Source organism: Burkholderia mycopellens, assembly GCF_964265025.1.
Lineage (GTDB): Bacteria > Pseudomonadota > Gammaproteobacteria > Burkholderiales > Burkholderiaceae > Burkholderia.
In genome coordinates, this window is the sequence record NZ_OZ183802.1 from 2,961,813 (window position 1) to 2,984,090 (window position 22,278).

The following is a 22,278-nucleotide window of genomic DNA, read 5'->3' on the forward strand; positions in this document are numbered from 1 at the left end:
CGCCGCCTCGCTTCGCCGCCGCGTTCGCGCGGCCCGTGAGAACCCGGCGCGTTGCGCCCTTCTTCCGAATCGCCATGACTACCGCACTCGACCAGCTGAAGCAGTACACGACCGTCGTCGCCGACACGGGCGATTTCCAGCAGCTTGCGCAATACCAGCCGCGCGACGCGACCACGAACCCGTCGCTGATCCTGAAGGCCGTCCAGAAGGATGCGTACAAGCCGATCCTCGAGAAAACCGTCCGCGATCATCGCAACGAAAGCACCGATTTCATCATCGACCGCCTGCTGATCGCATTCGGCACCGAGATCCTGAAGCTGATCCCGGGCCGCGTGTCGACCGAGGTCGACGCGCGCCTGTCGTTCGACACGCAGCGCTCGATCGACAAGGGCCGCGAGCTCATCAAGCTGTACGAAGCAGCCGGCATCGGCCGCGAGCGCATCCTGATCAAGCTCGCGTCGACGTGGGAAGGCATCCGCGCGGCCGAAGTGCTGCAGAAGGAAGGGATCAAGTGCAACATGACCCTGCTTTTCTCGCTCGTGCAGGCCGCCGCGTGCGCGGAAGCCGGCGCGCAGCTGATCTCGCCGTTCGTCGGCCGCATCTACGACTGGTACAAGAAACAGGCCGGCGCGGAGTGGAATGAAGAGAAGGACGGTGGTGCGAACGATCCGGGCGTGCAGTCGGTACGCCGCATCTACACGTACTACAAGACGTTCGGCTACAAGACCGAAGTGATGGGCGCGAGCTTTCGCACGACCAGCCAGATCACCGAACTCGCCGGCTGCGACCTGCTGACGATCAGTCCCGATTTGCTGCAGAAGTTGCAGGACAGCAACGAGACCGTCACGCGCAAGCTGTCGCCGGAAGCGCTGCAGGACAAGCCCGCCGCACGCGTCGCGATCGACGAGGCCGCGTTCCGCTTCCAGCTGAACGACGATGCGATGGCGACCGAGAAGCTCGCCGAAGGCATCCGCGTATTCGCCGCCGATGCGGTGAAGCTCGAGAAGCTGATCGACTCGCTGCGCTGAGCCGCGACACGCGTCAGCGGCTGTCAGCAACACTGGCAACAGCCGTCAGCACGCACGCCGCATACGGCCGCGAACGTCATGTTCGCGGCCGTTTTTATTTTTCATTCCATCGTCAAGCACGCGCACTACAATCCACGTCACGGGTGCGTCGGCCGCCTCCCGAGGCCCCCTTTCCCAGTCAGTCTCGCACGACGCCGAACCCGCGCGGATGCGCAGGCCGGCTCCCCCACTACAGGAGACAACGATGCAAGTCCAACCGTACCTGACGTTCTACGGTCGCGCCGACGAAGCCCTTCAGTTCTACGAAAAGGCAGTCGGTGCGAAGACGATGTGCAAGATGCACTTCAAGGACGCGCCGCCGAATCCCGACTACCCGATGAAGCCGGAGATGGCCGACAAGGTGATGCACGCGAGCTTCACGATCGGCGACTCGATGATCATGTGCTCGGACGGCGACTGCAGCCAGCCCGGCGGCGGCACGCATGCCGGCTATTCGCTGTCGCTGAACCCGGCGACGGTCGAGGAAGGCCAGAAGCTGTTCAATGCGCTCGCCGACGGCGGCGAAGTGACGATGCCGTTCGGCAAGACGTTCTGGGCGCTCGGCTTCGGGATGGCGAAGGATCGTTTCGGCGTGCACTGGATGGTCAACGTCGAGGACCTGTCGCAGCGCGAGGACCTCGCGCAACGCGCGGGCCAGTAACGCACGCGTCAGCCGCCCGGACCGCCGCGCAGCCGCGGCGATCCGGGCGGGACCGTTACTTGCGCAGCGCCTGCTCGAGCGTGTCGCTCGAGCGGCACGCGACGCGCGCGCCCTTCTGCTTGCCGGCCGCCACCACGCCGGCCATGCCCGCGACGTCGATCGACACGGTCACGCCCTGCTTCGCTTCGTCGATGCGCGTGACGACCTTCAGCGTGTGCGTCACGTTCGACGTCTGCTTCAGTTCGGAACAATCCAGGAAGTTGCCCGTATTCGGATAATCGGCATACGCGGCAGCAATGAGCCCCGCGTCGCGATCGCTGACGCGCGCCGCGAGCTTGTGGGCCGCATGGAACTGCGCGACCGCCGCCCACACTTCGTCATACTTGCTTGCGATTGCCGATCACGATGTGCGATGCGGCGCCATCCTTTGACGCGCCGGACGCATCGTCGGCCGCGAAACGAGCACACGGCCACACGCGGCGTTCGCGGCGCACCATGCAAAACGCCCGCGATTTGCATCGCGGGCGTCGTGTCGAAACTGCGACAAAAGACCGGGGAATCAGCCCTCGACGACGTCGAGATAGTCCTCCGGCCGCGTGCGATCCTCCGCATGCGCCATGCCCATCACGCGCACCAGCACGCTCACCGCTACGGCCACCACCAGGTTCACGATCAGCGACCACACGGCTGCATAGCCGGGAATCGCGAGACCGAACAGGTGGATCGTGAAGATCGATCCGGCCAGCTTCAGCGAGATCGCCATCCACGTGCCGCATACGATGCCGGCCGCCCAGCCGGCCAGCAGGCCGCGATGGTCGAGCACGCGCGTGTACAGGCCGAGCACGATCGCGGGCAGCGTCTGGATGATCCAGATCCCGCCGAGCAGCTGCAACTGGATCGCATAGGTCAGCGGTAGCCCGAGAATGAACGCGACGGCGCCGACCTTCACGATCAGTGACACGAGCTTCGCGACGTGCGTTTCCTGCTCGTGCGACATGTTGCGGTTCACGAACTCGCGGTGAATGTTGCGCGTGTACAGGTTCGCGGCCGCGATCGACATGATGGCTGCCGGCACCAGCGCGCCGATGCCGATCGCCGCGAACGCGACGCCGACGAACCACGACGGGAAATACTGGAGGAACAACGCGGGCACCGCGAAGTTCGGGCCGAACGCCTTGAAGTACGGCGCGTACTGCGGCATGTCCTTCACGCCGGAAGCAAGCGCCATGTAGCCGAGCAGCGCGAGCAGTCCGAGCACGAACGAATACGCCGGCAGCATCGCCATGTTGCGGCGGATCGAGTTGCCGGACGACGACGACAGGATCGCCGTCACCGAGTGCGGATACAGGAACAGCGCAAGCGCCGAGCCGATCGCGAGCGTCGCGTACGCACTGTAGCCGTTCAGGCTCGTCGCGTCGGGCGCCTTCAGCAGCAGCTTCGCGGGCGGCACGCTCGCGAAGATGTGCCCGAAGCCACCGAGCTTCGCCGGGATCACGATGACCGCCGCGGCGATCGTGATGTAGATCAGGACGTCCTTGACGATCGCGATCATCGCGGGCGCGCGCAGGCCCGACGTGTACGTGTACGCGGCGAGGATCGCGAACGCGATGATCAGCGGCAGGTCGCCGACGAAACCGGTCGTATCGAAGCCGAGCGCGCCGATCACCACTTCGATGCCGACGAGTTGCAGCGCGATATACGGCATCGTCGCGAGAATGCCCGTCACCGCGATCGCGAGCGCGAGCATCCGGCTGCCGTAGCGCGCGTTGACGAAGTCGGCGGCCGTCACGTAGCCATGCCGCTTCGCGATGCTCCACAGCTTCGGGAACACGACGAACGCGAACGGATAGATCAGGATCGTGTACGGCAGCGCGAAGAAGCCCATCGCGCCGGCGCCGAATACGAGCGCGGGCACCGCGACGAACGTATAGGCCGTGTAAAGGTCGCCGCCGAGCAGGAACCACGTGACGATCGTGCCGAAGCGGCGGCCGCCGAGGCCCCATTCGTCGAGATGGGCGAGATCGCCGCGGCGCCAGTTCGCGGCCAGGAAACCGATGATCGTGACGCCGATGAACAGCAGGACGAAGACGAAGGTTGCACCGAGATTCATCGCGTACCTCCCTGCGGGCCGCTCGCCTTCCACGCGTTCTTGGTCTTGAAGTACACGAACGCGGTGATCACCGCGCTAATGAAGACCCAAAGCAGCTGGTACCAGTAGAAAAACGGAAAACCCAACCATTGCGGTTCGATCTTGCTGTACGACGGTACCCAGACCATCGCAATCAGCGGCAGCACCAGCAGCCAGAGCCAGCGCTTGGCGGCCCGGTTGGCGTCGGCATCGTGAGCCATGACGTCTCCTCTTCTATCCCGGTTATCGATCTTGTTGAGCGGGTACGGCGCCGAGAGGAGCGCAAAACGGGTAGGCTGCGGCTCCCCTGGCTTCGCGCCAGTATAGGAGCCGCCAGCACACGGTCAAGCGGGGGCGAACCCGAGGTGATCCGCCCCTTGTCGCGTGGTTGCACCGGCATGCCGCCGGTGCATGAAGCGTCAGATCGCGAACGAGGTGTCGCGTGCGCCGGTCGTTTCTTTCAAAGCTTTCACCCACTTGCGTGCGGGCAGCTTCAGCGTGTCCTCGATCAGCTTCGCCCGTTCGTCGAGCTGCGCGAACGACACGTCGAGCGCGGGGCCCGAGAACGCGATCGCGATCCGGTTGCCGTCATGCACTTCCGGCAGCGCGATCACGCGATGATCGAACGCCGCGTTCAGGTGCTTCATGTTGCGCACGAAGCTCGGATGATCGCCGAACAGGTTGATCGTCGCGATGCCCGCGTCGGCGAGACAACCGCGCACCGCGCGGTAGAACGCGACGCTGTCGAGCACGGGGCCGCGCGCGGTCGCGTCGTACAGGTCGATCTGGATCGCGCCCGTCGTGCCGCGGTTGGCCGCATCGTTGACGAAATCCCAAGCGTCGGCTTCGTGCACGGCGAGACGTGCATCGTCGGGCGGCAGCGCGAACATCGTGCGCGCGGCGACGATCACGGCCGGGTTCAGCTCGACGGCCTCGACCTTCGCGTGCGGCAGGAAGCGATGCGAGAACTTGGTCAGCGCGCCGGTGCCGAGCCCGAGCTGAACAATCCGCCCGGGCGTTTCGAGGAACAGCAGCCACGCCATCATCTGCTGTGCGTACTCGAGCTCGATATGCAGCGGCTTCGAGATCCGCATCGCGCCCTGCACCCACTCGGTGCCGAAGTGCAGGAAGCGCACGCCGCCCTCTTCGGAGAACGTGACGGGCGCGAAGCGCGGCTTGCGCGGCGCTTCGAGCACGGGCACATCGTCGTGTTCGTCGATGTCCGGGCGGCGCTTCACGCGCGGCGGCTGGAGTTTCTCGGAGCCGTTGTACGCGGACGGCTTGCTGCGCTTGGACGCGCGCGCCTCGGCGGACGCGCGCTTGATCAGTCGGGTCATGTGTGAATCTCGCTGGGTGAAGCTGGTTTTAGCGGACGAGAGGATAGCATTGGCGACGATCCCGCCGCCGAACCGACACGCCTTCGCCACTTCGACGCCATGGCTGTCGGGCCACTTCATCGGAATCGCATCGCTCGCTGATGCGAGAGCAGGGCCTCGCCACCTGGCCGACTCTCTCGCACGCAACGTTTGTCGCGCCAACGCACGGACACGCCTGCGCTGCTCCCGAAATATTCCGTAATCCATGCGCGCCGGCGGTCGCATCAAACAGCTCGCCTGTCGCTCGTCACGGTGCCCTCTACACGCTATGCTCCGACGTCGGCCACGCGTCGCGATGCTTTGAATCTTACGGATTACAAACAAAAACGAGAGACCCCATGACACAGAAAGCACTTCTGGCACACGCCGGCTACGCGGCCGCATTGACCGGCACCTTGCTGCTCGCCGCCTGCGGTGGTGGTGGCGGCGACAGCGGCACGTCGAGCGCGCCCGCCAGCAACCTTAGCGCCGCCCAGCAGAACTATGAAAGTTTCGCGCTGACCACCAACGGCGGGCTGCACTACCTGCACGCGCAGTTGTCGATCTCCACGTCGAGCAGCGGATCGGTGAGCATCGGTCAGGGCAGCTATTTCTATACGGAAGATCAAAGCCTCGCGCAAAGTCCGTCCGGCGGACCGCAGCTATTGACGAAAGGCCTGTCATCGGTCGCCGCGTCACTGCCCGTGCCGACGCTGGCCGACCAGCGTTATGTCGTCAACGGTGCAGTCGTCACGAGCACGCAGGAACAGGTCAGCTACAGCGGCTCGAACGTCCAACTGACGGATCTTGCCGCCGATGGTCACACCGCCGCGATGACGGTTCTCGGCACGAACTACGCGGTCGTGCCGCTGTCCGGAACGATCGCCAGCTCGCCGGCCGAACTGTTCGACGACAGCGCACTCGGCGTCATCACGAACACGATCAACGGCACGTCGCTGTACAACAAGCAGGCAACGTGGCAATCGGGCGCCGCCTATATGAAGGTCACACGCCAAGTGGTCGGCGACACGGTGCTGACCGGCGACTGCGCCGCACCGCAGACCTCCGGCACGACGCCGACGCCGTGCAGCACGTCGGCATCGACGCTGGAAACGTTCTTTCCGTACACGAGCACGGCGGACAACAAGACCTACAACCTGGGCGACGGCCAGATCGTCACGCTTGCGGGCGTCCGTGCGTGGGTCGCCAATACGGCACTCGATGCGCCGACGACCGAATATCGGGTCTTCTATCAGAACAACGGGCAGATCGACGTCGGGACCGTGATCCGCGACGGCACGACGCTCGCGATCACGTCCGCCGGCAGCGCGACGCCGCAGAACTTCTACATCCTGCTGAACAGCGCAGCGATCCAGTCCGTGAAGGCTGCGATCACGTTCTGACGCAGCGTCGTGTTCCGGGCGCGGGCGCGTGCGTGTCGATGCGAACGGTGCCGGGCGATTCGTCACCCTTCGCATGAAGGGACCTGGAGGTAGCCGCCGGCGCGCCATGCCTGGAACGGAATCGGCGCACAATGCGATCAGGTGTCCGCGCGGCGTCGAGGAGGTTCCATGGAGTCGACCAACAAGAAGATCTGGTTCCCGGCGAAACGCTACGGCTGGGGATGGGGGTTGCCGGTCGCGTGGCAAGGCTGGGTCGTCCTGCTGCTCTTTGTGCTCGGGATCGTCGCGGTTGCGACGCACGTCTCGCCCGCCCGGTCACCGCTGGCGTTCGCGGCATGCATCGTGGCGCTGGTGGCTGCGCTCACGGTCGTGTGCTGGCTGAAAGGCGACAAGCCGAAGTGGCGCTGGGGCAAGGACGAATGAGCGACGGATCCGTCAATGCGTCAGGCGCGAATCCCGCGCCACTGCACCAGCTTCTGCTCAAACGTCAGCATCGCGTTCGCCGGGCTCGACGAAGGCAGCACGAGCGTGTCGTACCCCGCCGCGCCGATCACCTCCGCAAACCGCCCCGCCGTCTTGCCGTTGAAGCAGACCTTCTTCAGCAGCGGCGCATGGGCTTTCAACGCATCGAAATCATTCGGCTTCGCGTGGCGGATCGCCGAATCGAGGCTGCCCTCGCGATGGCACGCGGCCAGTACGTCCCAGATGCCGATCCCGTGCGACAGCACGCGTTCGAGCCGCGCGTCGTACGCGAGCTCGTGCAGCCCGTGCTCGCCGAGCACCGTGCCGAGCAGCCGCCAGAACTGGTTGCGCGGATGCGCGTAGTACTGCGCGGCATCCAGCGACGCCTCGCCCGGAAAGCTGCCGAGGATCATCGTGTGCGTATTCGCCGTGACGACCGGCGGGAAGCCCCGCAACATTACGCGCCTCCGCCCGGCCCGCCCGAGCGCGGCCCGTCGCCGTGCGCATCGAGATGGCGCCACAGCGCCGGCAGCATGCACTCGGTGACCATCAACGGCTTGCCGTGACGCTGGAACACCGAGCGCCGCGCGACGAACGCATGCGGCGCTCCCGCACCGCCAAGCGCATGGGTCGCCAGCGCATACAGCGGATGGCCGGCGATCACGCGCCGGCTGACGAGCGCCGAACGCTCGACCTGCGGATCGCTGTACAGCAGCTCCGCGAGCGGCCGCGTGCGCAGTCGCCGCATGGCCTGCCACACCCCCTTGCTGGCGGAAAGCGGCGCGATGCTGTGCGCGGCGACGAACGGCGAGCCGTCGACCGAGAGGATCACCTCGCGCACCCACATCGGCGCGCGCGGTGCACTGGCGACCGCGTCCGGCTCGTCGAACCACGGACAGTCGACGGCCTCGCGCGTCACGCGCACGTTCACGCGGCCGAGCCGCGCGAGGTGCGCGGTCAGCGATCCGCCGCGCGTCAGCCAGTCGCGCTGGTCGAGCGTGCAGCCAGGCCGCGGCGTCTCGCGCCAGCCGGCCTGACCGCCGTCGAATCGCAGGCGCGTCTTCACGCGGCGCGCGACAGCAGCAGCGCGTTGGTCCGCTTCACGAAGCTCGCCGGATCGTCGAGCATGCCGCCTTCGGCCAGCAGCGCCTGATCGAACAGCAGATGGCACCAGTCGCCGAAATCGGCGCTGTCGGCGTTCAACTGCTTCACGAGCGCGTGCTCCGGATTGATCTCGAGGATCGGCTGCATCGCCGGCGCGTTCTGGCCGGCCGCCTTCAGCATCCGCTGCAGGTAGCCGCTCATGTCGTTGTCGTCGGCAACGAGGCACGACGGCGAATCGGTCAGGCGGAACGTGACGCGCACTTCCTTCACCTTGTCGCCGAGCGCTTCCTTCATCTTCTCGACGACGGGCTTGATCGCCTCGCCGGCCTGTTCCTGCGCCTTCTTCTCTTCGTCGTTCAGCTCGCCGAGATCGAGGTCGCCGCGCGCGACGCTCGCGAGCGGCTTGCCGTCGAATTCATGCAGGAACGACAGCATCCATTCGTCGACGCGATCGGTCAGCAGCAGCACCTCGACACCCTTCTTGCGGAACACTTCGAGATGCGGGCTGTTCTTCGCCGCTTGCCACGTATCGGCCGTCACGTAGTAGATCTTGCTCTGCTCGGGCTTCATGCGCGACACGTAATCGGCAAGCGACACGTCCTGCGCATCGGTATCGCCGTGCGTGGACGCGAAGCGCAGCAGCTTCGCGATGCGCTCGCGGTTCGCGTGATCCTCGCCGAGGCCTTCCTTCAGCACCTGGCCGAATGCGCCCCAGAACGTCTTGTACTTTTCCTTGCCGGCATCCTCTTCCGCGTTCGCGAGCTCTTCGAGCATCGACAGCGCGCGCTTCGTCACGCCTTCGCGGATCGCCTTCACGTCGCGGCTTTCCTGCAGGATCTCGCGCGACACGTTCAGCGGCAGGTCGGCCGAATCGACGACGCCCTTCACGAAGCGCAGGTATTGCGGCAGCAGTTGCTCGGCGTCGTCCATGATGAACACGCGCTTCACGTACAGCTTCAGGCCGCCGCGATAGTCGCGGTTCCACAGGTCGAACGGCGCATGCGACGGCACGAACAGCAACTGCGTGTACTCGCTGCGGCCCTCGACGCGGTTATGCGTCCACGTGAGCGGATCCTGGTGATCGTGCGCGATGTGCTGGTAGAACTGCGTGTACTGCTCGTCGGTGACGTCGCCCTTCGAACGCGTCCACAGCGCGCTCGCCTGGTTGACGGTCTCGTCCTCGTCCTTCAGGACCATCTCGCCCTTTTCCTGATCCCATTCTTCCTTCTGCATCAGGATCGGCAGCGCGATGTGGTCGGAATACTTCTGGATGATCGACTTCAGGCGATGCGACGACAGCAGTTCGTCCTCGCCTTCGCGCAGGTGCAGCGTGATCGTCGTGCCGCGCTGCGCGCGCTCGATCGCGTCGATCGTGAAATCGCCCTCGCCCGCGCTTTCCCAGCGCACGGCTTCGCTCGCCGGCAGGCCCGCGCGGCGCGTCTCGACGGTGATCTTGTCGGCGACGATGAAGCCCGAGTAGAAGCCGACGCCGAACTGGCCGATCAGCGCCGCATCCTTCTGCTGGTCGCCGGACAGCTTCGTGAAGAATTCCTTGGTGCCCGAACGCGCGATCGTGCCGAGGTTCGCGATCGCCTCGTCGCGGCTCATGCCGATGCCGTTGTCGTCGATCGTGATCGTGCGCGCGGCCTTGTCGTAGCCGATGCGGATGCGCAGGTTCGGATCGTTCTCGTACAGCGCGTTGTCCGCGAGCCCCTCGAAACGCAGCTTGTCGGCCGCGTCGGACGCGTTCGACACCAGTTCGCGCAGGAAGATTTCCTTGTTGCTGTAGAGCGAATGGATCATCAGGTGGAGGAGTTGCTTGACCTCTGCCTGAAAGCTCATCGTTTCATGTGCCATGGATGCTGTTTCCTCTTACTTGAACTTGGATGGTGTGGCGCAGGCGGCCGGCGCGCGATGCCGCGAGGCCCGCGAACGGGCGACCGCCCGGCGCCGGCGGTTCGCGCGCCTATCTGGGGGTGGCGCGTGCGATTTCAAGGGCCGGCGTGCGGCGCCGCGTCACGACGCGCGCCGCACGGCCGAGTCGATATAGCGCGCGAGAAACCCCGGCAACGCCGGATCGCCGCAGTTCGCGACGTTGAAGCGCGTCCACGTCGACGACGACTGCTGCGGCGAAAACAGGCTGCCGGGCGTCAGCAGGAACCCCGCTTCGTGCGCGGCGGCCGCGAGTGCGTCCGAATCGACCCCCGTGTCGGCCCACAGGAACATCCCGGCCGCCGGCATCGTGAAGAGCCCCAGCCCGGTGCGCTCCAGCATCCGCGCGGTCTTGTCGCGCACGCCGTCGAGCCTCGCGCGCAGCCGCTCGACATGGCGCCGGTAATGCCCTTCGGTCAGGATCTTGTACAGCACGCGCTCGTTGAGCTCCGGCGTCGTCATCCCGACCAGCATCTTCTGGTCGGTGATCGCCTTCGCGATCTCCGGCGCGCACGCGACGTAGCCGACCCGCAGGTTCGCCGCGAGCGTCTTCGAATAGCTGCCGAGGTAGATCACGCGCTTGAGCTGGTCGAGACTCGCGAGGCGCGTGGCCGGATAGCTCGGCGGGCACAGGTCGCCGTACACGTCGTCCTCGACGACGAGGAAGTCGTACGCCTCCGCGAGCTTCAGGATCCGGAACGCCTGCGCGGCCGACAGCGACGTGCCGGTCGGGTTCTGCAGCACCGAGTTGATCACGAGCATCTTCGGCCGCCACATCTGCACGAGCGTCTCGAGCGCGTCGAGATCGGGGCCGTCCGGCGTGTACGGCATCCCGACGAGCTGCGCGCCCTGCGCCGCGAAGCGGCCGAACATCTGGAACCACGCAGGATCGCCGACGATCACCGCATCGCCGGGCTTCACATAGATCCGCGAGATCAGGTCGATCGCCTGCGTGATCCCCGACACCAGCACGATCTGTTCGGGCTTCGCGCCGATCTCCACTTCGGCGAGGCGCGTCTGCAGTTGCTGACGCAGCGGCAGGAAGCCCTGCGCGGTGCCGAAACCGAGCATCTGCGCGCCGGACTGGCGCCCCAGCGCGCGCAGCGCGCCGGTGATCAGCTCGCCGTCGAGCCAGCGGCCCGGCAAATAGCCGAGACCCGGCCCCTTTTCCGGGCTGACGGTATGCAGCATGTTGCGCAGCAGCCAGACGACGTCGATCGTGTTGTGCACCGGCGCGGCCTCGGCCACGCGCGCGACGCTGTCGGCCAGCTGCGGGCCGGCGGCCGTGCGCTCGCGCACGTAGAAGCCCGAGCCGCGCCGCGAGTCGAGGTAGCCCTGCGCGACGAGGCGCTCGTACGCCTCGACGACGGTGAAGCGCGACACGCTTTTGTCGAGCGCGAGCTTGCGGATCGACGGCATCCGCATGCCGGGCCGGAACACGCGTTCGTCGATGCGCCGCCGCGCCCACTGGACAAGCTGGTCGACGAGCGTGAGCGTGGCGGTGTCGTGCGGCACGGGAATCTGGGCGAGTGGGACGGTGGACATGGGCGGCAGCTCCAACTGTACCGAAGGCTATCGCACCGATTGTACCGTTACTGTGCCGGTAGCGACGATTACAGTTGACCGGAATGGCGACGGTGCGGCCACCGTTTCGGCCCCGCCGCACCTGGCACCGCGCCCACCGGCCTGCATTGCGGCCGGTACGCCGGCCGGTCCGGCCACCGCCCCGCGCGTCGCCTGCCCACCATGACACTTTCGCTTCCTGACCGACGTTCATGCCAGCCCGCTCCCTGACACTCGACCATCTCGTGATCGCCGCGCGCACGCTCGACGAAGGCGTACGCCATGTCGCCGACGCGCTCGGTATCGAACCGGCCGGCGGCGGCCGCCACCCGTTGATGCGGACCCACAATGCGCTGTTCGGCGCGTGGGGCGGGCTCTACCTCGAAGTGATCGCGATCGATCCCGATGCGCCGGCGCCGAACGACGGCGCCGCGCCCCCGCGCACACGGCTGTTCGGGCTCGACGACCCGGCCATGCACGCGCGGCTCGCGCAGGGCCCGTTTCTCGCGCACTGGGTCGCGCGCGTCGACCGTCCGCGCCAGCTCGCGCTGTGGCAGCGCCAGTATCCGGCGCGCATCCCGCCGGTCGTCGCGATGCGGCGCGGCGACCTGAGCTGGGGCCTCACGGTGCCCGATGACGGCACGTTCCCCGCGTGGCAAGGCGTAGGCGACGGCCTCCTGCCGTCGCTGATCCAGTGGGACAGCGCCCGCCACCCGGCCGAGTCGCTGCCGGGTGACGGCGTCGCGCTGACGGCGCTCAAGGGCACCCACCCGCATGCGGACGCGATCCGCGAGCAGCTCGACTGGCTCGGCGCCGCCCACCTGCTCGACCTCGAAGCCGCCGACGGCCCGCCCGCGCTGGTCGCCGAATTCGACACGCCGCAAGGCGCGCGCACGCTGCGCTGAGCGCCCCGCCGCCCCTTCGACTACACCGACACTGCAACACGGAGACACCCACGACATGAATTCGCGCGAAACCCGGGGCATGCTGCTCGGCCTCATCGGCGTGATGATCTTCAGCCTGACGCTGCCGATGACGCGTATCGTCGTCTCCGAACTCCATCCGCTGCTCAACGGGCTCGGCCGCGCGCTCGCCGCCGCGGTGCCGGCCGGCCTGCTGCTGTGGTGGCGCCGCGAGCCGCTGCCGACCCGCGCGCAGCTGAAAAGCCTCGCGATCACGTCGGCGGGCGTGATCATCGCGTACCCGGTGTTCTCCGCGTGGGCGATGAAAACGGTTCCGGCCTCGCACGGCGCGGTGGTCAACGGCCTGCAGCCGCTGTTCGTCGCGCTGTACGCAGCCTGGCTGTCGCACGAGCGGCCGTCGAAGGCGTTCTGGGTCAGCGCGGTGGCCTGCAGCGCGCTCGTGATCGCGTTCGCGCTGCGCGACGGCGGCGGCACCGTGCAGGCCGGCGACGCGCTGATGCTCGTCGCGGTCGGCATCGGCGCGCTCGGCTATGCGGAAGGCGCGCGCCTCGCGCGCCAGATCGGCGGCTGGCAGGTGATCTGCTGGGCGCTCGTCGTGTCCGCGCCGTTCCTCGTGCTGCCGGTCGGCTGGCTCGCGTGGATGCAGCATGCCGCGCATCCGGGCCCGCTCGCGCTGCGCACGTGGCTCGCATTCGGCTACGTGACCCTCTTTTCGCAATTCATCGGCTTTTTCGCGTGGTATGCGGGGCTAGCGATGGGCGGCATCGCGCGCGTCGGTCAGGTGCAACTGCTGCAGATTTTCTTCACGATCGCCTTTTCCGCGCTGCTGTTCGGCGAAACTGTGACGCCGTCGACGTGGCTGTTCGCCGCCGCGGTGATCGCCACCGTGGTGCTCGGGCGCCGCTCGGCGGTCGCCGCCGCCCCGCAACCGGCTCGCGCCGGCTGAACAGCTGCGCCATAATGGACGTTTTGCCTGATCGGTTTGCCCACCCGGCCGCGAAGGCTCGATCGCGCTCGTGCCTGCCCACCCGGCGGCGTCGAAGCGATTTGCCCGAACGACCTTTCTTGACTGACCACGATATCCGAACGAGGAGACTATGAATCCGAGCGACCTGCATCCGCCGCACTGGCAGCTTTCCGAACGCGCACGCAAGCTGACGAGCTCTGCCATCCGCGAAATCCTGAAGGTCACGGAACGCCCCGAGGTCATCTCGTTCGCCGGCGGCCTGCCCGCCCCTGCCACGTTCCCGGCCGAACGCATGCGCGCGGCCGCCGATCGCGTGCTGCGCGACGCGCCGGCCGCCGCGCTCCAGTACAGCGCGACCGAAGGCTACCTGCCGCTGCGCGAATGGATCGCCGAGCGCTACAGCGTGCGCGTGTCGCAGGTGCTGATCACGACCGGCTCACAGCAGGCGCTCGACCTGCTCGGCAAGGCGCTCGTCGATCCGGGCAGCCCGATCCTCGTCGAAACCCCGACCTACCTCGGCGCGCTGCAGTCGTTCTCGCTGTACGAGCCGCGCTACGTGCAGGTGCCGACCGACGAAAAGGGCCTGCTGCCGGACGGCCTCACGCCCGAACTCACGCAAGGCGCGCGCCTGCTGTACGCGCAGCCGAACTTCCAGAACCCGACCGGCCGCCGCCTGCCCGTCGAGCGCCGCCGCGCGCTTGCCGCGTTCGCGCAGTCGAGCCCGTTCCCGGTGCTGGAAGACGATCCGTACGGCGCGCTGAACTACCGCGGCGAGCCGCTGCCGACGATGCTGTCGATGGCGCCCGACCACATCGTGCACCTCGGTACGTTCTCGAAGGTGCTCGCGCCGGGCCTGCGGATCGGCTACATCATTGCGCCCGAGGAACTCCACTTCAAGCTCGTGCAGGCCAAGCAGGCCACCGACCTGCACACGCCGACGCTCACGCAGCGCATCGCGCACGAAGTGATCAAGGACGGCTTCCTCGACGAGCACATCCCGACGATCCGCGAGCTGTACAGCGCGCAGTGCGACGCGATGCTCGGCGCGCTCGAGCGCCACATGCCGGAAGGCGTCACGTGGAACCGCCCGGAAGGCGGGATGTTCATCTGGGTGAACCTGCCCGGGCAGATCGACAGCATGAAGCTGCTCGCCACGGCCGTCGACAACCACGTCGCGTTCGTGCCGGGCGCGCCGTTCTTCGCGGACAACGCGCAGCAGAACACGCTGCGCCTGTCGTTCGTGACGGTGCCGCCCGAGAAGATCGAGGAAGGCGTCGCGCGCCTCGGCAAGCTGCTGCGCGAGCGCCTCTGATCCCCTTTTTCCTGTCACGACCCTTTACGAGGAATCGAACACATGGCTAACGTCTACGACAAGCTGAAGTCGCTCGGCATCGAGCTCCCGACCGCCGGCGCACCGGCCGCCGCCTACGTGATGAGCGCACAAAGCGGCAACACGGTCTACCTGTCGGGCCACATCGCGAAGAAGGACGGCAAGGTCTGGGCCGGCAAGCTCGGCGCGGATCTGCAGACGGAAGACGGCAAGGCCGCCGCCCGCTCGATCGCGATCGACCTGCTCGCGACGCTGCACGCCCACACCGGCGACCTGAACAAGGTCACGCGCATCGTCAAGCTGATGAGCCTCGTCAACTCGACGCTCGACTTCACCGAACAGCACGTCGTGACGAACGGCGCGTCGGAACTGATCGCGGAAGTGTTCGGCGACGCAGGCAAGCACGCGCGCTCGGCATTCGGCGTTGCGCAGATCCCGCTCGGCGCGTGCGTCGAAATCGAACTGATCGCCGAAGTTGCGTAACGGACGCACCGTGATGTCCGGTCATCGGGTCCGCTTCAAGCAGGTCGACGTGTTCACGTCGGTGCCGTTCAAGGGCAACGCGCTCGCCGTGGTGTTCGACGCCGATTCGCTCGGCGACGCCGACATGCTCGCGATCGCCCGCTGGACGAACCTGTCGGAAACGACGTTCGTCTGCACGCCGACCGATCCGGAAGCCGACTACCGCGTCCGGATCTTCACGACGGAGGGCGAACTGCCGTTCGCCGGCCACCCGACGCTGGGCACCGCGCATGCTTTCCTGGAAAGCGGCGCACAGCCACGCACGCCGGGTCGGCTGATCCAGCAGTGCGGGGTCGGCCGGGTCGCGCTGCGCGAGCAGGCCGACGGCTGGGCGTTCGCCGCGCCGCCGGCCCGCGTCACGCCGCTCGACCGTTCGGACTACGGGGCGCTGGCTGCCGCGTTGCGCAGCGACGCGCTCGATCTGGATGCCGAGCCTTGCGCGGTCGACAACGGCGCACCGTGGCTGGTCGTGCGGCTGAAGTCGGCGGACGCCTGCATCGGCCTGACGCCCGATCCGGCCGCGCTGGCGGCGCTCACGCGCCGCTACGGCACGGACGGCGTCGCGCTCTACGCGCCGCACGCCGAAGGCGGCCCCGCGACGTTCGAAATCCGCTGCCTGATGACGGGCGGCAACTTCGGCTTCGGCGAGGATCCCGTCACCGGCAGCGCAAACGCCGCGCTCGCCGGGCTGCTGACGCGGCAGGAACGCCGCCCCGGCCAGTCGTATACGGCCCGCCAGGGTACGGCGATCGGCCGCGACGGCCGCATCTTCGTCAGCTACGACGAAGACGGCACCACGTGGGTCGGCGGCCATGTCGTCACGGTCGTCGACGGCACCTTCCTGTCACCCGTCTGACATTTCGCGATGTGCGACGGCGCCGGCCCGTCCGGCGCCGCCTACGATTCGCCCGGCTATCGCAAAAACGTTCCAGCCAGTAATATCGGGCCTAATCCGTTGTTTCGGAGGTCTGTCCATGGTTGCGTGTCCCGCGAACGAACAGACGTCGGGACAACCCGAACCATAGCCAGCCATCCGGACGGATGGCGTACGCGAGCAGGACGCCACCCTCTTCGATGAGCTCCGCCCGGTCCAACCACACGCCGCCGACCCGGCCGCTACGCGCGCCGCGCAGATCGCGCCGGCGTGCGCTATTTGCGATCCCGCTGCTCGGGATGCTGGCGCTTGCGCTGCTGTGGGCCGTGATCATCGCGCGTCTGTCGGTGGAAAAGGACAGCGCGTACAAGGAAGCCGCGGCTTCCGCGGCGATCCTGTCGTCCGCGCTCGAACAGCATACGGTCAAGGCGATCCACCAGGTCGACCAGATCACCCGCTTCGTCAAGTTCGAATTCGAGAAGTCACCGGCCCGCTTCAACCTCGCCAGCGCCGTCGAGAAAGGCGTCGTGCCGAGCGACACGCTGATCCAGGTGTCGCTCGTCAACGCGAAGGGCATCCTGTTCGCGAACACGGCCGAGCTTCACCCGCAGCCGATCAACCTGTCCGACCGCGAGCACTTCAAGGTCCACCTCGCGCACAACGACGACCGCCTGTTCATCAGCAAGCCCGTGCTCGGCCGCGTGTCGAGCCACTGGACGCTGCAGATGACGCGGCGCCTGAACAACCCGGACGGCAGCTTCGCGGGCATCGTCGTCGTGTCGGAAGACCCGAGCTATTTCACGAACGACTTCTACAACAACGCGGCGATCGGCAAGGAAGGCGTGATCGCGGTCGTGTCCGACACGGGCGCCGTGCTCGCGCGGCGCACGGGCTCGCTCAGCAACGCGCCCGGCGCGTTTTCGGCGTCGGGCGTCTACCCGATCGCCGAGCGCGTGACGGGCACGATCATCGACCCGATCGACGGCGTGACGCGCATCGTGTCGTACCGCCACCTCGACGGCTACCCGCTCGCGGTGATGGTCGGGCTGTCGCAAACCGAGGAATTCGCGGACTACTACCACACGCGCAACGTCTACCTGCTGATGACGAGCTTCATCACGCTCGCGATGCTCGCGTTCTTCGGCGTCGCGACGGGCCTGATCGGCAAGCTGCTCGGCCGTGAGCGCGAAATGACGCAGCTCGCCGAATACGACCTGCTCACCGGCCTCGCGAACCGCTACGCGACGCTGCGCGGGTTGCGCAACGACGTGTCGATGCCGACGAGCCTGTCGCGGCTCGGGCTGCTGTTCATCGATCTCGACAACTTCAAGACCGTCAACGACACGCTCGGCCACAACGCCGGCGACATCGTGCTGCAGATGACCGCGTCGCGCCTGTCCGATGCAGTCGGCGACGAAGGCTCGCTCGCGCGCATCGGCGGCGACGAATTCATCGTGGTGATGAAGGGCGACGACGTCGAGCGGCGTGCGGTGCGGCTCGCGGAAGCGATCATCCGGATGTTCGGCGACCCGTTCGACGTGCGCGGCAGCTCGTTCGTGCTGCATGCGAGCATCGGCATCGCGCTGCACTCCGTCGCGAACGAAAGCGAGATCGACCTGCTGAAGAAGGCCGACCTGGCGATGTACAGCGCGAAGGACGCCGGCAAGAACTGTTACCAGTTCTATGCGCCGCACCTGTCGCACCGCGCCGACCACCTGATGCGCTGGGAACAGCAACTGCGCGTCGCGCTCGCCGAGGGGCAGCTGTTCCTCGCGTACCAGCCGAAGATCGACCTCACGCACCGCCACATCACCGGCTTCGAGGCGCTCGCACGCTGGGATCACCCCGAGCACGGGATCATCTCCGCGAACGAATTCATTTCGATCGCCGAATCGACCGGCCTGATCGTGCCGATCGGCGACTTCGTGATCCGCACCGCGTGCGAGCAGATCGCGCGCTGGCGCGACGAAGGCCACGACACGCTGACGCTCGCGGTCAACATCTCGCCCGTGCAGTTCTGGCGCGGCGACCTGATCGAGACGATCTCGCGCACGCTGCAGGAAACCGGCATCGACGCGAACCGGCTCGAAATCGAGATCACCGAAACCGCGATGATGGAATATCCGGAGCTCGTGTCCGAGAAGATCGTGGCACTGAAGAAGCTCGGTATCCGGATCGCACTCGACGATTTCGGCACCGGCTATTCGTCGCTGTCGTACCTGCACCGCTTCTCCGTCGACACGCTGAAGGTCGACCGCTCGTTCGTGCAGGCCATCCCGAACGACCGCAGCGTATGCGTGATGGTGTCGTCGATCGTGCATCTCGCGCGCTCGCTTGGCCTGACCGTCGTCGTCGAAGGCACGGAAACCGAGGAGCAGATCACGTGGCTGGCCGCGCTCGGCGAGATCGAGGCGCAAGGCTTCCTGTTCTCGCGACCGGTGCCGGCCGACGCGATTCCTGCGCTGATCGCACGCTTCGGCGTGCGCGGCGACTCGCCGAACGTGATCGCGCACCGCGCGACCGGCAGCACGGGCGCGTAAGCGCCCCGCGGCCGTGGCGCGCCGTCATTGTTTCGGTTTCCGATCCGATTATCTGGTTCATGAACTAGCGTTTTCGCGCATGGCAGTGTCACGGTGCGCGGCGGACAATTGGGAGGGCCAACGTGTCGGCGGGCCGCCGGCATGGCCACACGCGAGAGATCGGGCTCCGCGCCCACACCACCAACATGACCACCGTCGAAATCGAAGCGACCGCTGATGTCGAACAGGCGCAGGCTTCCCTGTGGGACCTGTTCAAGGTCGTCGCCAGCATTTCGGCGGTCTCATGGGGCGGGCTGTCGATGATGGCGCAGCTCGAACGCCACTACGTGGAACGGCTGCGGCGCATCGAGCCCAACGTATTCGGCGATCTCGTCGCGCTTGCCTGGCTGGTGCCGGGCCCCGTCGGCTGCAACGTCGCGGTGCAGGTCGGCCAGATCCTGCACGGCCGCGTCGGCGCGTGGATCGCCGGCATCGCCAGCGTGCTGCCGTTCTCCATCCTGATGACGCTGTTCGCGATCTTCTATCGCACGCCGCTCGTGCGCTCGCTGGCCGCGCCGATGCTGATCAATCACTTCGGGATGGTGCTCGCCGCGCTGATCGGCGTCACGTGGGCCAAGCAGCTGCGCTCGCTCGCTCGCACGCGGCGCGAACAACTGATCGCCGCGCTGTCGACGATTCTGCTCGCTTTCGCGCATAATGCGGCCGCTTTCGTCGGGATTCTCTTCGCCGCATTCGCGGCGGGCTGGCTGACGGGGCCGCCGCAACGCGACGCAGTCGATTTCACGCTGTCGACCCGCGACCGCAACCTGCTCGTGCTGCTCGGCGTGCTCGTCACGCTGTTCGCGGTGCCGCTACCCGGCGATTACCAGGCGACGCTGCTGTGGCCTCGCCTCGCCGGCGCCGGCATGACGCTGTTCGGCGGCGGCTTTTCCGCGCTGCCCGTGCTCAAGACGCTGTTCGTCACGCCCGCAACGGGCATCTCCGATCACGACTTCACGCTTGCGTTCGCACTGTCCCCTGTCTCGCCGGGACCGCTGCTGAACGTCGTGCCGTTTCTCGGCTACCTGACCGACGGCTGGGTCGGCGCGCTGCTCGCGACGGCCGCGCTGTTCATTCCGTCGGGGTGCCTCGTCGTGTTTGCGCAGAACCACCTGTTCCGGCTCAAGCGCCATTCGCGCTTCGAGCACGGGATGCGCCTGCTGCGTGCCGCGACGACGGGTTTTCTGGTCGTCGCCGTCGTGAGGATCCTGTACCGCGAACCAGCCGACCCCGTTTACTGGCTGACGGGCGCCTTCGCGACGCTATGCTTTGCGCGCTTCAAGGTGCCCGTCTATGCCGTGTACGGCACGGTCGCGGTTGCGTGCGGCGTGTGGCTGCTGGCCGCCGCGCGCTGACGGGCGACCGCCACCGCCCCGCCAGGTGTGCTACCTGCACTCGCCCCTCTCGCCCGTCCAGTCTGTCCTCAACCTGCCTGCACCGCGACCCGGCGCGCCATCCAGCGGGCGCGCAGCGCGTCGTACGCGAGGTTGAAGCAGAACGTGTAAGGCAGGAAGAACAGCACGATGCCGAGGTCGAGCAGCAGCGCCTCGACGAGGCTCACGTTCAGCCACCACGCGGCTACCGGTACCACCATCGCGACGAGGCCGAGCTCGAACATGACCGCATGCGCGATCCGCATGCCGAGCGTGCGCGTCAATCCCGCCCGTCGCTCGAAGCGGTCGAACAGCGTGTTGAACGCCATGTTCCACGCCATCGCGATCAGCGACACCATCACCGTCAGCACGCCGACGTGCGCCACCGGCATGTCGAGCAGCCACGCGCCGATCGGCGCGCACAGCGCGATCGCAACCAGTTCGAACGTCAGTGCATGCAGCAGCCGTTCCGTCACCGTTTTGTTGACCTGTTTCATGATGCCCTCCGATTCGTGTACTTCACTGATGGCAGCCATTTTGATCGGCTAAACCGTATGAATCCAGTTTGATATCATCGGCTTTACCGATATATCGCCATCCGGAGCGCCGCATGCGCCACGCACCCGAAGCCCTGCTCGCATTCGCCGAAGCCGCCTCGCTCGGCTCGTTCACGGCCGCTGCGCGCAAGCTCGGCAAGCGCCAGTCAACCGTGTCGGAGGCGATCGCGAACCTCGAGATCGATCTCGGCGTGCAGTTGTTCGACCGCTCGACGCGCGCGCCGACGCTGACCGACGCCGGGCGCACACTGTTGCCGCAAGTGCAGCGCGCGCTCGAAGCCGGCGCGGCGATCGACCGCATGGCCGCGCGGCTGGCGCGAGGCGAAGAAGCGCGGCTGACGCTGGTCGTGTCCGATACGTACCAGTCGAAGCGCTACGAGGAAACGTTGATGGCGCTCGAACAGCGCTTTCCGGCGCTCGAGCTCGAATGCCAGATCGCCGAGCATGAGGACGTGCTCGACCTGATCCAGCAGGGGCGCGCACAGCTCGGGCTGATGGCCGCGCGGGCGAGCTACCCGGCCGATATCGGCGCGGCGACGATCGCGGAGGAGTCGGAGATCGGGCTGTTCGTCGGCCGCACACACGCGCTCGCCGAATACGGCGACGCCGACGTGCCGCACGCCGCGCTGCGCGACGTGCGCGAACTGCGCCTCAATACCTATGTGAAAACGGAAGGCCGCGGCGCCGACGACCGGATCGTCGTCGGCACGCAGCACTGGCTGGCACCGAGCTACCTGATGCTGCTGGAGATGGCCGTGCTGGGCTTCGGCTGGGCCGAACTGCCGCGCTGGATGGTCGACCACTTTGCGCGCGATCGCCTGTGCGAGCTGCGCGCACGCGGCTGGCCGCGCCGCGTACGGGTCGATGCGGTCTGGTCGCGCAACCGGCCGCTCGGCCCGGTCGGCTCATGGCTGCTCGATGCGATGCTGGCCGCGTAACGGCGCTTGCCGGTGCAGCGGCGGCTGGACGCGGGCCGGCGGGCCCCGGTCGATCAGAACCCGCGCGACAGCACCGCCGCGCCGATCGTGACGACGCCGAGCACGAGGTTCACGAGGACGAGCAAGCGCACCGTATTCACCGCGCGTGCGCCGTCCGGCCACTTCTGCGCCTGCACCGCACGGCGGATGCGCGGGAACAGCGCGAACCGGATATGCCCGAAGATCAGCATCATCACGACGCCGAGCCCGGCCATCGCGTGCAGCGACCACGTCGCATGCGCGCCGCCGAATTCCACCAGCAGGAAGCCGCCGGACAGCAGGATCACGATCACGGAACCCGAAACCCAGTTGAAGAAGCGGCCGAACACGCCTTCGATCAGCGGCAACCGAAGCTGCGGCGACAGGTCGGACAGCGCCGGACGCAGGCAGAAGTTGGCGAAGACCATCCCGCCCACCCACACGGCGACGGCCAGCAGATGAAGAAACAGCGCGACGGAGACAGCATGGGACATGACGGCGATCCTGTGAGGAGTTGGGTGC

At 67.0% G+C, this 22,278-nt stretch carries 22 protein-coding genes; 12 read left to right on the forward strand and 10 right to left on the reverse strand.

The window, feature by feature from the left end:
- Positions 1–74 precede the first annotated feature (74 nt).
- Positions 75–1,028 (forward strand): transaldolase, encoded by a 954-nt coding sequence (gene tal, locus ACPTTC_RS13690; protein ID WP_175951075.1) that lies wholly within the window; start codon positions 75–77, stop codon positions 1,026–1,028.
- A 244-nt stretch (positions 1,029–1,272) separates the two neighbouring features.
- Positions 1,273–1,728 (forward strand): VOC family protein, encoded by a 456-nt coding sequence (locus ACPTTC_RS13695; protein ID WP_423392777.1) that lies wholly within the window; start codon positions 1,273–1,275, stop codon positions 1,726–1,728.
- 55 nt (positions 1,729–1,783) lie between these two features.
- Here ACPTTC_RS13695 and ACPTTC_RS13700 read toward each other — a convergent pair whose 3' ends face one another.
- From ACPTTC_RS13700 to ACPTTC_RS13715, 4 genes are all read right to left on the reverse strand, one after another.
- A complete protein-coding gene (locus ACPTTC_RS13700) occupies positions 1,784–2,101 on the reverse strand; it encodes a hypothetical protein (RefSeq protein WP_423392778.1) in 318 nt (105 codons plus the stop codon).
- A gap of 186 nt (positions 2,102–2,287) precedes the next feature.
- Positions 2,288–3,838, reverse strand: a complete 1,551-nt coding sequence (gene mctP, locus ACPTTC_RS13705; RefSeq protein WP_423392779.1) for a monocarboxylate uptake permease MctP — start codon at positions 3,836–3,838, stop codon at positions 2,288–2,290.
- A complete protein-coding gene (locus ACPTTC_RS13710) occupies positions 3,835–4,077 on the reverse strand; it encodes a DUF3311 domain-containing protein (RefSeq protein WP_423392780.1) in 243 nt (80 codons plus the stop codon). The genes mctP and ACPTTC_RS13710 overlap by 4 nt, the downstream gene beginning before the upstream one ends.
- Positions 4,078–4,275: 198 nt before the next feature.
- Positions 4,276–5,193 carry a spermidine synthase gene (locus ACPTTC_RS13715; protein ID WP_423392781.1) on the reverse strand — a complete coding sequence of 306 codons (918 nt, stop codon included), beginning with the start codon at positions 5,191–5,193 and terminating at the stop codon, positions 4,276–4,278.
- A 377-nt stretch (positions 5,194–5,570) separates the two neighbouring features.
- Here ACPTTC_RS13715 and ACPTTC_RS13720 point away from each other — a divergent pair, with 377 nt between their 5' ends.
- Positions 5,571–6,614, forward strand: coding sequence for a hypothetical protein (locus ACPTTC_RS13720; protein WP_423392782.1), 1,044 nt, complete (start codon positions 5,571–5,573; stop codon positions 6,612–6,614).
- Positions 6,615–6,782: 168 nt separating this feature from the next.
- Positions 6,783–7,037 (forward strand): hypothetical protein, encoded by a 255-nt coding sequence (locus ACPTTC_RS13725; RefSeq protein ID WP_423392783.1) that lies wholly within the window; start codon positions 6,783–6,785, stop codon positions 7,035–7,037.
- 20 nt (positions 7,038–7,057) lie between these two features.
- Here the strand turns inward: ACPTTC_RS13725 and ACPTTC_RS13730 are convergent, their stop codons facing one another.
- From ACPTTC_RS13730 to ACPTTC_RS13745, 4 genes are all read right to left on the reverse strand, one after another.
- The gene (locus ACPTTC_RS13730; RefSeq protein ID WP_423392784.1) at positions 7,058–7,534 is read right to left on the reverse strand and encodes a DNA-deoxyinosine glycosylase; all 477 of its coding nucleotides are present in this window, start codon (positions 7,532–7,534) and stop codon (positions 7,058–7,060) included.
- Positions 7,534–8,130, reverse strand: coding sequence for a chorismate--pyruvate lyase family protein (locus ACPTTC_RS13735; RefSeq protein WP_423393361.1), 597 nt, complete (start codon positions 8,128–8,130; stop codon positions 7,534–7,536). The genes ACPTTC_RS13730 and ACPTTC_RS13735 overlap by 1 nt, the downstream gene beginning before the upstream one ends.
- 8 nt (positions 8,131–8,138) lie before the next feature.
- Complete coding sequence (gene htpG, locus ACPTTC_RS13740) at positions 8,139–10,037, reverse strand: molecular chaperone HtpG (RefSeq protein ID WP_226198800.1); 1,899 nt, start codon at positions 10,035–10,037, stop codon at positions 8,139–8,141.
- A gap of 159 nt (positions 10,038–10,196) precedes the next feature.
- The gene (locus ACPTTC_RS13745) at positions 10,197–11,657 is read right to left on the reverse strand and encodes a PLP-dependent aminotransferase family protein (protein WP_175951066.1); all 1,461 of its coding nucleotides are present in this window, start codon (positions 11,655–11,657) and stop codon (positions 10,197–10,199) included.
- Positions 11,658–11,887: 230 nt separating this feature from the next.
- On the opposite strand from ACPTTC_RS13745, the gene ACPTTC_RS13750 reads away from it, so the two are divergent.
- The 7 genes from ACPTTC_RS13750 to ACPTTC_RS13780 all read left to right on the forward strand — a co-directional run bounded on the left by ACPTTC_RS13750 (position 11,888) and on the right by ACPTTC_RS13780 (position 20,225).
- Positions 11,888–12,580 carry a VOC family protein gene (locus ACPTTC_RS13750; RefSeq protein ID WP_423392785.1) on the forward strand — a complete coding sequence of 231 codons (693 nt, stop codon included), beginning with the start codon at positions 11,888–11,890 and terminating at the stop codon, positions 12,578–12,580.
- Positions 12,581–12,635: 55 nt separating this feature from the next.
- Positions 12,636–13,544, forward strand: a complete 909-nt coding sequence (locus ACPTTC_RS13755) for a DMT family transporter (protein WP_423392786.1) — start codon at positions 12,636–12,638, stop codon at positions 13,542–13,544.
- Positions 13,545–13,695: 151 nt separating this feature from the next.
- Positions 13,696–14,877: a PLP-dependent aminotransferase family protein gene (locus ACPTTC_RS13760; protein WP_423392787.1), complete on the forward strand. Its 1,182-nt coding sequence runs from the start codon at positions 13,696–13,698 to the stop codon at positions 14,875–14,877.
- Between the two features lie 42 nt (positions 14,878–14,919).
- Positions 14,920–15,378, forward strand: a complete 459-nt coding sequence (locus ACPTTC_RS13765) for a RidA family protein (RefSeq protein WP_006478174.1) — start codon at positions 14,920–14,922, stop codon at positions 15,376–15,378.
- A 13-nt stretch (positions 15,379–15,391) separates the two neighbouring features.
- Positions 15,392–16,273, forward strand: coding sequence for a PhzF family phenazine biosynthesis protein (locus ACPTTC_RS13770; RefSeq protein WP_423392788.1), 882 nt, complete (start codon positions 15,392–15,394; stop codon positions 16,271–16,273).
- Between the two features lie 218 nt (positions 16,274–16,491).
- Positions 16,492–18,831, forward strand: a complete 2,340-nt coding sequence (locus ACPTTC_RS13775) for a bifunctional diguanylate cyclase/phosphodiesterase (RefSeq protein ID WP_423392789.1) — start codon at positions 16,492–16,494, stop codon at positions 18,829–18,831.
- 185 nt (positions 18,832–19,016) lie between these two features.
- Complete coding sequence (locus ACPTTC_RS13780; protein ID WP_423392790.1) at positions 19,017–20,225, forward strand: chromate transporter; 1,209 nt, start codon at positions 19,017–19,019, stop codon at positions 20,223–20,225.
- 68 nt (positions 20,226–20,293) lie between these two features.
- Here the strand turns inward: ACPTTC_RS13780 and ACPTTC_RS13785 are convergent, their stop codons facing one another.
- Positions 20,294–20,740, reverse strand: a complete 447-nt coding sequence (locus ACPTTC_RS13785) for a multidrug/biocide efflux PACE transporter (RefSeq protein WP_226198795.1) — start codon at positions 20,738–20,740, stop codon at positions 20,294–20,296.
- A 113-nt stretch (positions 20,741–20,853) separates the two neighbouring features.
- Here ACPTTC_RS13785 and ACPTTC_RS13790 point away from each other — a divergent pair, with 113 nt between their 5' ends.
- A complete protein-coding gene (locus tag ACPTTC_RS13790) occupies positions 20,854–21,738 on the forward strand; it encodes a LysR family transcriptional regulator (RefSeq protein ID WP_423392791.1) in 885 nt (294 codons plus the stop codon).
- Between the two features lie 53 nt (positions 21,739–21,791).
- Here ACPTTC_RS13790 and ACPTTC_RS13795 read toward each other — a convergent pair whose 3' ends face one another.
- Positions 21,792–22,250, reverse strand: coding sequence for a CopD family protein (locus ACPTTC_RS13795; RefSeq protein WP_085041971.1), 459 nt, complete (start codon positions 22,248–22,250; stop codon positions 21,792–21,794).
- Positions 22,251–22,278 lie beyond the last annotated feature (28 nt).